Annotated in this window: 15 protein-coding genes and 1 tRNA gene; 12 read left to right on the top strand and 4 right to left on the bottom strand. The window is 68.8% G+C overall.

The window, feature by feature from the left end:
• Window positions 1-2: 2 nt before the first annotated feature.
• The 3 genes from OXG33_11595 to OXG33_11585 form a co-directional block, all read right to left on the bottom strand.
• Entirely contained in the window at window positions 3-239 is a 237-nt protein-coding gene (locus tag OXG33_11595) for a KH domain-containing protein (protein MCY4114561.1), read from the bottom strand.
• A 9-nt stretch (window positions 240-248) separates the two neighbouring features.
• Entirely contained in the window at window positions 249-518 is a 270-nt protein-coding gene (gene rpsP, locus OXG33_11590) for a 30S ribosomal protein S16 (protein ID MCY4114560.1), read from the bottom strand.
• A gap of 81 nt (window positions 519-599) precedes the next feature.
• A complete protein-coding gene (locus OXG33_11585; GenBank protein MCY4114559.1) occupies window positions 600-2,489 on the bottom strand; it encodes a VanW family protein in 1,890 nt (629 codons plus the stop codon).
• 631 nt (window positions 2,490-3,120) lie between these two features.
• Here OXG33_11585 and rplS point away from each other — a divergent pair.
• The 6 genes from rplS (at window position 3,121) to OXG33_11555 (ending at window position 7,542) form a co-directional block, all read left to right on the top strand.
• On the top strand, window positions 3,121-3,468 hold the full coding sequence (rplS, locus tag OXG33_11580) for a 50S ribosomal protein L19 (protein MCY4114558.1): 348 nt from the start codon (window positions 3,121-3,123) through the stop codon (window positions 3,466-3,468).
• 18 nt (window positions 3,469-3,486) lie between these two features.
• Complete coding sequence (locus tag OXG33_11575) at window positions 3,487-4,158, top strand: ribonuclease HII (protein MCY4114557.1); 672 nt, start codon at window positions 3,487-3,489, stop codon at window positions 4,156-4,158.
• Window positions 4,159-4,174: 16 nt separating this feature from the next.
• The gene (locus tag OXG33_11570) at window positions 4,175-4,597 is read left to right on the top strand and encodes a YraN family protein (protein ID MCY4114556.1); all 423 of its coding nucleotides are present in this window, start codon (window positions 4,175-4,177) and stop codon (window positions 4,595-4,597) included.
• A gap of 289 nt (window positions 4,598-4,886) precedes the next feature.
• Window positions 4,887-6,455 (top strand): CAP domain-containing protein, encoded by a 1,569-nt coding sequence (locus OXG33_11565; protein ID MCY4114555.1) that lies wholly within the window; start codon window positions 4,887-4,889, stop codon window positions 6,453-6,455.
• Between the two features lie 39 nt (window positions 6,456-6,494).
• Window positions 6,495-7,103 (top strand): VTT domain-containing protein, encoded by a 609-nt coding sequence (locus OXG33_11560; GenBank protein ID MCY4114554.1) that lies wholly within the window; start codon window positions 6,495-6,497, stop codon window positions 7,101-7,103.
• Between the two features lie 4 nt (window positions 7,104-7,107).
• A complete protein-coding gene (locus OXG33_11555) occupies window positions 7,108-7,542 on the top strand; it encodes an NUDIX hydrolase (GenBank protein ID MCY4114553.1) in 435 nt (144 codons plus the stop codon).
• On the opposite strand, the gene OXG33_11550 is transcribed toward OXG33_11555, so the two are convergent.
• Window positions 7,539-8,960 (bottom strand): HD domain-containing protein, encoded by a 1,422-nt coding sequence (locus OXG33_11550; GenBank protein MCY4114552.1) that lies wholly within the window; start codon window positions 8,958-8,960, stop codon window positions 7,539-7,541. The two genes, OXG33_11555 and OXG33_11550, sit on opposite strands and share 4 nt — an antisense overlap.
• Before the next feature lie 288 nt (window positions 8,961-9,248).
• Here OXG33_11550 and OXG33_11545 point away from each other — a divergent pair, with 288 nt between their 5' ends.
• The 6 genes from OXG33_11545 to OXG33_11520 all read left to right on the top strand — a co-directional run.
• A complete protein-coding gene (locus OXG33_11545) occupies window positions 9,249-10,715 on the top strand; it encodes an FAD-binding protein (GenBank protein ID MCY4114551.1) in 1,467 nt (488 codons plus the stop codon).
• 166 nt (window positions 10,716-10,881) lie between these two features.
• Entirely contained in the window at window positions 10,882-11,466 is a 585-nt protein-coding gene (locus tag OXG33_11540; protein ID MCY4114550.1) for a nucleotidyltransferase family protein, read from the top strand.
• Between the two features lie 340 nt (window positions 11,467-11,806).
• Window positions 11,807-11,882 (top strand) — tRNA-Ala (locus tag OXG33_11535).
• A 139-nt stretch (window positions 11,883-12,021) separates the two neighbouring features.
• Window positions 12,022-12,444: a hypothetical protein gene (locus OXG33_11530; GenBank protein ID MCY4114549.1), complete on the top strand. Its 423-nt coding sequence runs from the start codon at window positions 12,022-12,024 to the stop codon at window positions 12,442-12,444.
• A 436-nt stretch (window positions 12,445-12,880) separates the two neighbouring features.
• Window positions 12,881-13,126, top strand: coding sequence for a hypothetical protein (locus tag OXG33_11525; GenBank protein ID MCY4114548.1), 246 nt, complete (start codon window positions 12,881-12,883; stop codon window positions 13,124-13,126).
• A gap of 221 nt (window positions 13,127-13,347) precedes the next feature.
• Window positions 13,348-14,191, top strand: an 844-nt coding sequence (locus tag OXG33_11520; GenBank protein MCY4114547.1) for an RCC1 domain-containing protein, incomplete at its 3' end; no start/stop codon positions are given.

Genomic DNA, 14,191 nt, shown 5'->3' with positions numbered 1-14,191 from the left:
GGCTAGCTGGCTTCCTGGATATCGAGCGCCAGCCGTCGTCCCTGGCTGATGGGCGCCGCCTGCATGACGGCCCGGATCGCGATGGCCACCCGGCCCTGCCGCCCGATCACGCGTCCCATGTCTTGCGGGTCGACAAACAGCTTGTAGACGTGCAGGTGGTGGCGCCGAAAGCGCTCCACGCGCACCTCGTCGGGCACCGTGGCCAGGTTCCGGCCGATGAATTCGATCAGCTCGTCCACCGGTCCGGTCTATTCGCCGTTGCCGGCAGGCGCGGCGGCCGCAGCCTCGCGCGCAATCGCCAGCAACTTGCGCACGCGCTCGGTGGGCTGGGCGCCCTTGCGGATCCACTCCTCGGTGCGCGGCACGTCCAGCACCACGGTGGATGGCTCGGTGAGGGGGTCATAGTGGCCAAGCTCGTCGACGCGGCGGCCGTCGCGACCCGAGCGGCGTTCGGCCACGACCACCCGATAGTGCGGGCGGTTTCTCCGACCAAGCCGCGCCAGGCGGATTCGCAACATACGACCGTGCTCCAAACGTGAAGGCGAGAAAAATCGAGCAGCCGCAAGGCTGCCCTCGGCCGCCATTATGCTACACGGCGGCTAAGACTGGGCGGACGACTCTCCATTGTCGGCCGGCGCCTCGCCGTCGTCCGGCGTCTCGCCTCCGGGCGGCACGTAGTCGGGAATCTGGCTCGTGTCCAGGGTGCCGTCCTCGTTCGGTCCGACCTCCCACCGCTCGGGCCAGGCTCTGAAGAGCGACGCGAACTGGTCCTTGAACAGCACCTGGTTGCCGAGCGCCACGTGGCGGTAAATCACCGTCTTCATGCCCTCGCGGGCTGAGTCCGTTTGCTTGACCTCGCCAGGTTCCAGCTCAGGGTTGGCCACGACCACCGGCGGCGGCGGCTCGGCGATCTCCCCGCGTGCCGAATCGAGCGTGACTTTGCGCCCGATGGGCGCGCCGGAAATCTTGAATCGCAGGATCAGGTTCACCGGGTCGAACTCGCGTCGAATCAAGAGGTAGTGGGGCGTGTCGTTCGTCGCCCGCAAGTCCTGTCGCGGTTGCCAAATCGCGGCGTCGAATCCGGGCGGGCTGTCTTCGCCCAATTCATAATACCCAACCCGATAGACGTGCTGCCAGCGCTCGTCGATGGGCAGCCCGGCCCAAAACAGCGCCCGGAAGAGCGTGGTGGATACCTGGCAGATGCCGCCACCGACGCCGGGCTCGGTGCGCGTGGGCGCGATGATCAGGCCCTCCACGAATCCGTTGTCAATCGTGATCGGCCCGACCGTTTCGTTGAGGGAGAAAGACTCGCCGGGCGCGATGATGGCGCCGTCGATGAGCCGGGATCCGTGGTCGATGTTGTGGATCCGGTTTTCCTCGGAGCCCCAGAAGATCGACTCGCCGACGGCGATGACGTTGTCGAACTGCAGCTCCTTGGCCGTCAGCCGACTGACGTCAGGCTTGACGATGACGATTGGCGCCTGCACCGCGGATTCGCCGCTGGCGAATGCGGTCTGCACGCGCGTCCAGAGATTTTCGACGTCGACATGCCGGCCCGCGCGGCCCTCGTCGAGCGGGACGACTTTGCCCGACGCGCTCATGCGGATGCGCGGGTCGGCCGGAGTGACACAGAGACGATCTGCAATCTGCCGCGCGAGGCGCTCGAAGGACGCATAGTCCAGCAAGATCTTGATTTCCGGATCGGCGGCGGGGCCGTCAATCGCGACATTGGCGACCAGCGAGTCCCGAGCGACCTTCCAGCTCGCCCACGGCGTATTGATCCCGATGTTCCCGTCGAGCAAGCCGGCGGCATCGGTGGCGATTGGTTCGAGCTGATCTTCAACCACGGCCGGCGCGACGACCTCGGACGCCAAGTCGACGACCAACCGCGTCGGCGGCCGCAGATTGGCGGCGACGCTCTCCGCATAGCCAGCGGGCGCGAGCTGTCGGCCCTCGCGCGACGGGTCGACGACCAGGCGGCGCCGGCCGGCCTGCTCCTCGATCCGCAGCACACTGTCCACCGGGTCGAGGTGCACGGAGACGGCGATGCGCTCCACGTACGCCTGGAATACCGTCGGGTCAAAGTTGACGACCGTGTGCCCGGCATAAGCAGCCGGCCCCCCGGCCGCGCGGCCGAGCACCTGGTCGGTCAGCGCCGCCTCGCGACGCCAGGCGTAGGCCTCGCGAAGGGGCGTCATGAAGTCCACCGAAATGCCGATCTGGTCGGCAGTCGGCGTCCAGGTGCGCCCGCCAAGCCGCAGGACGATGGGACTCTCGATGTACGGCGCCCACCGAGCCCGCGCGCGCGCCACCGCCTCGTCGAACGTCAGGCCGGCCAGATCCTCGCCGTCAACAACCGCGCCCGGGCGAAACTGGCCCGCGAGCTTCGCCTCGCGCACGGCCACAAACGCGGTCCAGCCCGAGGCGGCAGCGGCGGCGGCGCCAATGCCACCGGCAGCGGTGGTGATGAGCATCTGGCGACGGGTCATTGAGCAAGCAAGCTCACAGCGCCATGGATGAATTCAGTATAGGAACGATATCGGCGTTTGCGGCGTGATTGAGGTCATGGATCCTCCAGTGGATGCGCGCTCCTGTGGCTCGGTCCGGCCCCCTCTCCCTCGAGGGAGAGGGCTGGGGTGAGGGGGATCCGGCCGGTGACCCACGCTGCGTGCAACGTGGGACTCGCCGCGAATGAATCGCCCCGGCACATCGTCTTCTCCGACCAGGGTCCGGCTCTCTCTCCCTGGAGGAGACTTTTGCAATATCCAGCCGGGCTTGGGGATGACCGGGCGCATCCTGTCCGCCCCCAGGTTCAGGGGTGAGTGGATTCCCGCCTTCTCGGGAATGACGAAAGGACACGCCAAATTCTTCTGGGGGGAGCGGGTCGGGGTAAAGGCGTCCATCCGTCGGCCCTGGACCCCGGCCTCCGCCGGGGTGACGAGTTGGTCCGGCTCCCTCTCCCACGGGGAGAGGGTCGGGGTGAGGGGATCCGGCCACCGCCCAAGTCACCGCCACTAGCCCGCCTTGTGGTAACGTGGCGTCCCGCGCCCACCATGGGCGCAGCGGGTTTTTGCGCTATCTCCCCGGTGGGCAGATGGCGTCCCGGCGAGTAGCAATCGCATGGCAAGCCTCATCGACGAGTTCGAACGCGCCCAACTGCGGGACGAGACTCCCGAATTCCAGGTCGGGGATACGGTCCGCGTCCACGTCACGGTGCGCGAAGGCGATAACGAGCGCGTGCAGGTCTTCGAGGGCACGGTGATTCGCCGACGCGGCGGCGGGGTGAACGAAAATTTCACCGTGCGTCGCGTGACGCACGGCCTCGGCGTCGAGCGCACGTTCCTGCTGCACTCGCCGATCGTGCGGGACATCGAAGTAACGCGCCGGGGCAAGGTGCGCCGGGCCAAGCTGTACTATCTGCGCGACCGCGTCGGTCGCGCCGCTCGGGTCAAGGAGCGGCGCGCCTAGCAACGTCCGAGGGGGTGAGTGGTTCCCGCCTCCTCCCAGCCTCGGATCCACGACCTTCCCCACGAGCGTGCGCTGTTGCAGCGCGGCCTCCGGCGCATTGCCGGGGTCGACGAGGCCGGGCGCGGGGCCTGGGCGGGGCCGGTGACGGCGGCCGCGGTGATCCTGCCGCCAACCGCCTACGCCGACCGCCGCCTGCTGTGGGGCCTGACCGACTCCAAGCAGCTGAGCGCAGCCGAACGTCGCCGCTGGAGCGCCCGCGTGCACGCCACCGCCATCGCCGCCCGCGTGGCCTACGCCTCACCGCGCCTGATCGACCGCATCGGCATCGCCGCGGCCTCGCGCCTGGCCATGCTGCGAGCGCTGGACGCGCTGCCGGTGGCGCCCGACCACGTCATCGTGGACGCCTTTCCCTTGCCCGCCGATTGCCGCTACGCGAACGCGCAAGACGCCATCGTTCGCGCCGACGCCACCTGCCTGGCGGTCGCCGCCGCCTCGGTGTGCGCCAAGGTCGCCCGCGACGAGCTGATGCGGCGCCTGGGCATGCAGCATCCGGCCTACGGCTTCGGTCGGCACAAGGGCTACGGCACGGCGGCGCACCGCCAGGCGCTGGCCGCCGAGGGGCCGTCGCCGCTGCACCGGGCCAGCTTCCGCCCGGTGGCCGAATGTCGGCGCGTCGCCCCGGCCGCATAGCCGACGTCGCGCCCCCGTGAACGCCTGGGCCGCCCGTCTATTCGCCAAGCTGCGTCGCGTCTTGCCGGCCCGCCGGGCGCCCGTCGAGGACCGTGCTGCGCTGGGCCGCTGGGGCGAAGACCTCGCCGCGCGCGAGCTCCGGCGACGCGGGTATCGGGTGCTCGCGCGCAACCAACGCGTCGGCCGAGGCGAGGTGGACCTGGTGGCGCGCCAAGGCGAGACCGTGGTCCTCGTCGAGGTCAAGACCCGCCGAACGGGCGCGTTCGGCGAGGCGCAGGACGCCATCTCGACCGCCAAGGCCCGCCGGCTCGTGGCCCTAGGGCAGCGCTATGCCCAGTCCGTCGGCGCGACCGATTGGCGGATCGACGTGGTCGCCATCGACGTCGCGCCCGACGGCAGCCATACGGTGGAGGTGATTGAGAACGCGGTCGGCGACTAGCCCGAAAGGGCGGTTCGCGAACCGCCCCTACGTTTCGGCCGCTCGCCTGGCGGCTCCTCAGGGTTAGGGGCGGCCCTTGTGGCCGCCCGCGGCACGGCCGGGCCAAGCACCCGCCGCCTGCGGCCTGATCGAATCATACTTCGGAGTCGAAGTTAAACGCCGAACATGCCAAAAAACTCGCCCGCCCACAGGCAAGTCGCCGCCGTTGTACACGCCTCGTTTACGATCCGGTCGTTACCATCGCGGCATGGTCCGGGCGAGAGTTGCGCGCTGGTGGCGTTTGGGGGCCGTGATCCTGGGCCTCGCGGTCTGGGACACGGTCGGCCCGGCGCTTGCCCAGGACGCGGACTACGCGGTGCCCGGCGGTCACGTCTACACCCAGGCCGCGGGCGACGCCCCGCCGGGCGCCGGCTACCTGGTGAGCGACGCCGACGGCATTCCCTTCTGGACACGCTTCCAGGAACTGGGCGGCCCGCACGTCGTGGGTTACCCCGTGAGCCAGCGCTTCGAGTGGCTCGGCTTCACCGTCCAGGTGATGCAGAAGCTGGTGTTCCAGTGGCATCCGGCCACGTCCGAGGTGATGTTCATCAACATCTTTGACGAGCTCCATCGCGCGGGCCTCGACGACGAGTTGGCTCGGCTGCTCGTGCCCCGGCACCAGACTTTTCCCGAGGAGCAGGGGCTGTCCTGGAACGAGGTCATCGGCCGCCGCTGGGGCTTCATGGATGCCAGCCCGCCGATACGGGATGCGTACTTCGGACCCGACGACCCCCTGCGCTGGTTTGGCCTGCCGACGTCCGAAATCGTGCACTACGACGGCATGAGCGCCATCCGCGCGCAGCGGGCCGTGATCCAGCTCTGGCACATCGACACTCCCTGGGCGCGGGCGGGCGAGGTGACCATCGCCAACGGCGGCGATCTGGCAAAACAACTTGGCCTGTTCCCGGAATCGGTCTTGCAGACGCGACGCGAGGGGAGTGCTGAACCCACCCCAATGGCGACGCCCGCCCCAACAGCGACACCTACCCCAACGGCCACACCTGCTCCAACGGCCTCACCTACGCCAACAGCCTCGCCCGCCCCAACGGTCAGTGTCAGCGGCGACGCGGTCGTGGACCGCATGAACGAGGTGCGCGCCGACCTGGGGCTGCCGCCGCTGACGGCGCACCCGGCGCTGATGCAGGCCGCCCAGGCCCACGCCGACTACTACGTGATCAACCGCAACGACCCCAACTCCGGCGGCCTGCACACGGAAGTGGCCGGAAAGCCCGGATTCACCGGACGCACCATCGGCGACCGCGCGGACGCCGCCGGATATCCGCTGGGCTGGGTGGATGAGACGTTCGGCTTCCTGCCGCCCGCGCGCACGCTGGAATGGGCCTTGATCACCGTCTTCCACCGCTACATGTTCGTGCACCCGTCGGCGGTCCACGTCGGCTACGGCTGGGCCTCCGCCGAGGGCACCCGCGCCGCCGTGTTCAACGTGGGGCTATCGCCGCGTCACACCGCCGACGTGCCCCTGCCGTCGGTGATGCCGCGCAGCGCCGCCGTCGGCGTGCCCCACACGTGGGATGGGGCCGAATGGCCCGACCCCGCGCCCGGCGTGCCCCGACCGGTTGGGCCGCCCATCACCCTCATCTTCGGCCTCGGCGACCGCGTCGCGTGGGGCGACGCCACGGTGACGCCGGACGGCGGCGCGCCGGTCGCGGTGACGCGCTCGATCAGCGAGTGGCGGCGCGCCCTGGCCCTCATTCCCAACGACCCGCTGGCCCCAAACACCCTCTATCATGTGCGGGTCACCGGCCAGCGCAACGGCGAACCGTTTGTCGTTGCGACGCACTTCACCACCACGTCCTGAGGACCGCGCCATGCCCTGCCTCCGCCATCCGGCACGCCCATGCAGCTGATTTCCGACCTCGGCCATTGGGTGCTGGACTGGGCGGACACGCCCTGGGGCGCGCTGGCGCTGCTGGTGCTGGCGTTCTGGGAGTCGAGCTTCTTCCCCATTCCTCCCGACGGCCTGATGATCGCGCTGATGGTGGGCAATCTGCCGTTCACGTTCGGCTTTGCCGCCATTGCCACCGTCGGCTCGCTCACCGGCGCGATGCTGGGCTATTGGATCGGACTCCGGGGCGGGCGGCCAATCCTGAATCGGCTGTTCGCGCAGGACCGCATTCTCTACGTCGAGCGCCAATTTCAGCGGCGCGACGTGTGGGCGGTATCCATCGCGGCGTTTACGCCCATTCCCTACAAGGTCTTTGCCATTGGGGCCGGTGCGTTCCGGCTGGACTTCAAGCGGTTTCTGCTGGCCTCGCTGATCGGACGCGCCGGCCGGTTCTTTCTCGTGGGCGGGCTGATCACCCTTTTCGGCGACCCCATCGAGGCCGCGATCGATGAGTATTTCGACGTGCTGGCCCTGGCCTTCGTCGTGGTGCTGTTCGCCGGCATCATCGTGCTGCGCCTGGTCACACGGCGAAGCAGCACGGCTTCAGGCCGCGCCGAGTAGCGCCGTGCCGCCGCCGCCCCGCTATCCCGTCGGCGCCGACGCAGTGATCATCGCGCCGTTCGAAGACGGCGATCGCGTGCTCCTGGTGCGGCGCGGCACTCCACCGCCGGGATGGGCTATTCCGGGCGGGTTCGTGGAGCCGCACGAGGACCTGCCGGACGCCGCGCGCCGCGAGCTGCGCGAGGAGACCGGCATTGCGCTGGACTCGCTGGTGCATATCGGCGCTTACGGCCACCCGGACCGCGATCCCCGCGGACGCATCATCGGCATCGTGTTCGGCGCCCGGCTGGACGCGCCGCCCGCGGTCACGGCCGGCGACGACGCCGCCGACGCGCGCTGGTTTCCGATCAACCAACTGCCCGACGACATCGCCTTCGACCACCGCGACGCGCTGCTGGACGCGATCGAGCAGCTCGGCTGCGAGTGCTGCGGCCCCTAGTCCGCCGGCTGCTCCCCCGGGGCGTCCACGTGCGCCAGGAAGGCCTCGCGCACTCGAATTCGGCGCGTGGCATCCGTGTCGGCGTCGCCGGATCGCAGGACGTAAAGCCGAGCGAGGCGTTCGGGCTGGCCGGCCGCCCCCTGCAGCGCCGAGCCGGGCGCCTCCGTAATCGGTCGTAGATTTCCGCCCGGGTCGCCCACGAGCGGCGGCTCGCCGCCCGACAGGCCGGTGACGACCTGGTCGGTGAGGAAGATGTCCGCGGCCTCCACGCCGGCGTCGCGGGCAATCGCGCGCCTGGTCGCATTGAACGTCTCCAGCAAACCTGATTGCGCCTGCAGACCGCGAGCGCGCTGCTCCCAGACCAGCAGTGGGGGCTGCCGATCGACGAGGGCCGTGGCGATGCGCGCGGTCATGCCGCGGCCGGCCGGATCGGCGCGGCGGGCGGCTTCATTCCAGAGCCAGTGATCGTCGAAGCTCCGGAACGTTCCGTCGTCGAGTGCCTGGTGGAGGCCGGCCAGTGAGGTGAACGGCGATCGGTCGCGAACGGCCAGCGATATCCAAAACGCGGCGACGAGCACCGAAAACGCGGTGACGGTCTTGTGAAAGATCACCTGGCTGTACATGAAGCGCCGGGCCAGCAGGTAGTGCTCGAGCGCCGGCTGGCCTCGCGTCTCGACAAAGACCACGTGGTTCCCCGCGCCGTCAGGCCCCAGCCGCATGCGGCGAATCAGGTGCTCGAGCTCGACCCCGCCGTAGCGCACGCCGGCGTTGTGCGCGTCGCGCAGCAGATAGTCGAGGCGGTCGACGTCGAAGTGCGACGCGACGAGCTGGCGGCGGTAGCGCGGCCTGCTGCAACCTTGCAGGAGCGCCCGCACCTCCGCGGCGGCGCCGGGCCGGCCCACATACGTGTCGATGCCGCGCTGCAGCGCAGGATCGCGCCTGATGATCTCGGCGGCCAGGCGCTCGTGGTGCATGTCGGTCATCGGGGTCGGGTGTGAGGCGGCTGCCGCCGCCAGCTGCAGCCAGTCCGACTCGCAATCGGAATCCAATCCGAGTTCAAGGTCGGGGGACGCTGACTGGTGCAGCCGCGCCGCGATCGGCTCGACGACGTGCGATAGCGGGTAGTGCCCCAGGTCGTGCAGCAGGGCCGCCGCGCGGAGCAGCCGGCCTTCGGCGTCGAGGTCAACGCCCGGCGGTGGCTCCGTGGCCTCCAGCCGCCGCCACACACGGCGCATGATCTCCTGCGCCCCGATCGAATGCGCCAGGCGCGTATGCCGCGCGCCGGGGAAGACCAGCGACGCCGTGCCCAGCTGCTCCAGCCGCCGGAGGCGCTGCACCGCCGGGTGATCCACCAGCGCCAGCAACGGCGCCTCGAGCTCGATTGTTCCGAGCACGTTGTCGTGAATGACCGTCGCCATCGCGTGCAGCAAATCCCCAGCCGGTACCGCGTCCGCGCCAGGATATCGGCTGCAACCCCTGTGCCCAGCCCCAGCCTCGCGATCCCGCGTTGGGCAATGGATCGCTCTGCTTGCTTCGGCATGGGTATGGGGAAAGCGATTGTCGCCGGCACCCTCACCCTCACCCTCTCCCGTCAAGGGAGAGGGGACCGGACCGCTGCCGGGAAGCGGCAATCCCCGACTACCAACCAAGGTGACCCACTGCTAAGCGTTGCGGGCCGGGCCGGGTGGTCGTAGCGTAGGGGAACCATGGCCACCGCGACTTCGACCTTCAGCGTGGGCCGGATTGCCCTTGCCGGCGCCTTGCGTCGCGCCCTCGGCGACGACTGGGTCATGTCCGAGCCCGACGAGGTGGCGATTTACGCCTACGACGGCTCGGTGGAGCACGCGCTGCCCGACGCGGTCGTCTTCCCGCGGGACACGGCCGATGTTCAGGCGGTGGTGCGCATCGCCCACGAGCTTGGCGTGCCCATCATTGGCCGCGGGGCGGGCACCGGGCTGAGCGGCGGGGCGATCGCCGCGTGCGGCGGAATCGTGGTGAGCACCTCGCGCATGAACCGCATTCTCGAGGTGGACTACCGCAACATGCGCGCGGTGGTGGAGGCCGGCGTGGTGAACGCGGACCTGAGCGCGCACACCTCGGGCTACGGGTTTCACTACGCGCCTGATCCGTCGAGCCAGGCGGCCTGCACCATCGGCGGCAACATCGCCACCAACGCCGGCGGCCCGCACACGCTGCTCCATGGCGTGACCACCAACCACGTGCTGGGGGTCGAGTTCGTGACCCTCGATGGGCGAATCGTCACGGCCGGCGGCGGGGCGCTGGATCATCCCGGCTACGACCTGGCGGGGCTCTTCTGCGGCAGCGAGGGCACGCTGGGCGTCGCCACCAAGGCCGTCGTGCGCCTGGTTCGCACGCCGGACCAGGTGCGCACCATGCTGGCGTCCTTCGACGAGGTCGCCCAGTCCAGCGCCGCGGTTTCCGGGATCATCGCCGCGGGCATCGTGCCGGCGGCCATGGAGATGATGGACCAGATATCGCTGGAGGCCATCGCCCAGTACGTGCCGGCGGCAAACCTGCCCATCGACAAGGCCGCCGTGCTGCTGATCGAGCTGGAAGGCGTGGCCGCCGAGCTGGAGCCGCAGGAAGCGGCGATCCGCGGCGTGTTCGCCGAGCACGGCGCGCACGAGGTGCGCGTGGCCGCCGACGCGCGCGAGCGCGCGCTGCTCTGGCTGGGGCGCAAGAGCGCGTTCGGGGCCATGGGACGAATCTCGCCGAACTACTACGTGCAGGACGGCGTGATTCCGCGCACGACCATTACCGACGTGCTGGCGCAGATCGCGGCCGTGAGCGATTTCTTCAAGATCACCATCGCCAACGTGTTTCACGCCGGCGACGGGAATCTGCACCCGCTGCTGCTGTTCGACGACCGCGAAAACGGCGCCCTGGACCGCGTGATCGAGTGCGGCACGTCCGTGCTGAAAGTGTGCGCCGACGCAGGCGGCATGCTGAGCGGCGAGCACGGCATCGGGATGGAGAAGCACCGCAACATGGGGCTCGTGTACAGCGACGCCGACCTGGAGCGCATGCAGTGCCTGCGGCAGGTCTTCAATCCGCGCAACCTGTTCAACCCGGGCAAAATCTTCCCCACCGCGGTCTCGTGCGCCGAGGTGAACAACCTGCGCCGCGGCGGCTCCGCCGACGCCCACCCATAGGCACTCCGCCCGCGCCCAGGAGACCCTTGCATAAGTGGTCGACACCCCACGTCCGAGCCTCGGATCCCCCTCACCCCAACCCTCTCCCTCCAGGGGAGAGGGGGCCGGACCTGCGCTCCAGGCTCCACGGGAGGGATTACGCGAGGGTCTCCCAAGGCTCTGCGCGGTGGTGCTGGCCGCCGGGCGCTCGGAGCGCTTCGGCTCGCCCAAGCCGCTGATCCGGTGGGGCGACGTCACGCTGGTGGCGCACCAGGTGCGGACGCTCGCGGCGCTCGATGAGGTCGCTGAGGTGCTCGTCGTCACCGGCCATCGCGCCGAGGACGTGCGAGCGGCGCTGGACGGCCTGCCCGCGCGGACGCTGCACAACCCGGACTACGCGCAAGGCCGGGCAACGTCCGTGGCCTGCGCGGCGCGCGCCCTGCCGCCGGACTGCGACGGCATCCTGCTAGTCAGCGTCGACCAGCCGCTGCATTCGCTCGCGCTCGCCGACCTGGTCGCCGGCTGGCGCGCCGCGTCCGGCGACATCGTGCGGCCTGTTCACGAGGGCCGGCACGGGCATCCAGTCATTTTCCCCGGCGACCTGCGCGACGAGCTGGCCGCCGTGGACGACTCCACCGAAGGCCCCCGCGCCGTGGTCCGCCGTCACGCCGCCCGCCTGCGGGACGCGCCCACCGCTTACCCACACGTCCTGCTCAACCTGAACACCCGCGCGGCCTACGACGCCGCCCTGGACGCGTTCGGGTTGCGGTAGTGGGTGAGTTTGCTTTCGTCGGTGTGTGAGGCGCAATGCGCTTCTCACCCGACCCCTCACCCCGACCCTCTCCCGACGGGAGAGGGAGACGGACTCGCCCATCGAGGAGGCCTTTCCAGAGTCGGGTAGGGGCGGGTCTCAGACCCGCCCGACGCCTAGCGTCCGGCGCGCGCCCCAGGTTCAGTGAAGGTAAATTCCCGCTCCCCGCCTGCGCGGGGACGTGCTTCGCGGGAATGACGGAGGGTTGCGCAAGTGTCTCAATTCCTAGGAGAGTGAACCCGCCGCCCGATTTGCCAAATCCCGACGCATCGCCCGGCAGCGGGGCATAATGTCGGCCCCGGGGCCCATAGCTCAGTTGGAAGAGCGCCTCAATGGCATTGAGGAGGTCGTCGGTTCGAGTCCGACTGGGTCCACCACACCGGCGAAGTCAGGAGCCTTTCCTTTGAGATGCAAGCTGGCGGTGTTGCCTGAAACGGTGCGCCGCAAGCTTCAATCCGCCGCCTCGGCCTCCGAATGGGCCTGGTGAGACTCTTGAGACAGACGAGCGTCTGGTTGTTGCTGCTGTTTGCAACGGCGGCTGCGCTTGTGGTCGCGGCGGCCTGTGACAGCGCTGATGAACAGATGGAGACTGCACCGGTCGCACCGACCACTGCGCCTGACGTCCCCACGCCCCCATCCGACGCGCCCACGCCGACTGACAACGAGCCCACAACTGGAGAAGCACCGAGCGAAATCGAGGTTGCGGCTCGGCGGCTCCTGGCGGAAGAAGTGGGCGAGGGAGACTACACGCTCACCAGCTCCGAGGCGGTGGATTGGTCGGACGCCAGCCTCGGTTGCCCGAAAGAGGGCTTCGGCTACGCCCAGGTCATCACTCCGGGCTACAAGCTGGTCTTCAATCTGGCGGGTGCGTCCCATGCGGTGCACTCGAACGCCGACGGCTCCCACATGCTGTTCTGCCCGGACGCACCTGCTCGCTAGCTGATCCGCCCCGCGCCGGGCATCAGCGAGCCTGTGACCAGAAGACCGAGGGCACTGCCGTGGCCCGCCAGCCAACGGGGCCTAGTGTTGGCCCCGGGGCCCTCAGCTCGAAGAGCGCCTCGATCGCATTGAGGCCGTCGTCGGTTCGAGTCCGACTGGATCCACCACACGTGACGGCAGACCGTACCGAGCCGTCAAGCGCCAACTCCCCGGCGGTGCTCTCCAGTGATGTGCGACTGGAAGCCGCTAGATGTCCCGGATGGTCGTACTACAAGGTCGCCTAGCCTGCGACCCCACTCGATGGTCCGATCATCTCGATGTTTCTTCACTTTGTAGGCGGCATGACCGCTTCGCCGGCAATTCCAATTGTGAGTTTCTTTCCATAAAAGTCATTGCCCGTGGTATTCTCTGCCGCTCTCGGGCGCCGAGAAGCCGCATGGCACACGTCTGTGTGACTAGGGCTGCGCAGTCGTTCCCGCGCCGGCGGCCGATGGTCGGCCACACCTTCACCCAGACCATGGTCGAATCCAACCTGTCCGCCCAGAGCGTTGCCGTGCTGGCGAACAGCCTCGAACTCAACGGCGCCCGGACTAGAGCGATTTGGCCGATCCATGACGCCGGGCCGTCGCATTCGGGGCTAAACCGCAACCCGGTCCACAGAGTCGAGGGAATGGAGAAGTAGGCAAGATGGACCACCAATCTCACCCGTACGCACCCAGGCCTGTGGGCCTATCGGCGCCAGCCTCATTGCGTTGGGTCCCGTCGCTGCTTTTCCTGATTGCGCTGGTCACAGCGACGCTTGCGGCTTGCGGCGAAGACCCTGGCGTCCCCGCGACCGGACAAGCTGCAAATGCGGGGGCTACGGACGGTGCTCCCGAGCCTGCTCCGGATGTTCAGGCGCCGATGGGCGGGGAGCTCACGACCGAGGCATACGCGGAAGCCATGGAGGCGATCGCTGCCGCCCGTGAGGAGAAGATTGAAGCTGCGGCTGAAGGTGTCCTGTTCGGCGCCCTCTTTTCTGCGGACACGGTCGAGCGGCTAGATTCACTTGAGACCAGCGAGTCCTGGTCGGATGAAGACGCGGAGTTCGCGAGCGATGTCGCGGAAACCATGCTGCGGGCGCTCACCGGCCTTTATGGTGACCTCCTTAGGATCACGAGAGACTCTTTCGACGAGATTTCAAGCCTGCAACCCCCGGAACATCTATCCGACCTGCACGGCGACTACGTAGCGACATCCAGGGAAGTCCTTCAACACGTACAGGAGTTCGTGGATCGCGTACAGGACACAGACACCACCGTAGAGAACCAGGAACAACTTGCCAGCTTCTATGAGGCTGTCAACTCCCTGGAATTCGGCCCGTCGAATGCGGAGAATCTGGAAGAGCGGGCTGAGAGGGCATGCCTGGAGCTTGAGGGCCAGCTGGCAGCGGAGTTGGAGCGCGGCGTCAGCATCTGCGATGCGGAGCCGGCGGACGCGACCTCCACAGGACCGGCTCTTGAGCCCGCGCCCGCCGAGAGTTCGCCCACCGAGACGCCGACCGCCCCCGCCCAGGGGACGACGAAGGCCTCTACTGAGGAGTTCATCTCCGTCAGCGCCGGCTCGTACCACACGTGCGGTGTGCGAGCCGACGGATCGGTCGTGTGCTGGGGCTATGACTACACGTGCCAGGACGTGGCCCGCGGAGGCGTTGTCTGCGTAGGCGCGCGAGACAAGCCGCCGCCGCCGGCCGGCGAGTTCCTCTCCG

Source organism: Chloroflexota bacterium (assembly GCA_026708035.1).
Lineage (GTDB): Bacteria > Chloroflexota > UBA11872 > UBA11872 > UBA11872 > JAJECS01.
This window is presented reverse-complemented; position numbering and strand designations above follow the sequence as displayed.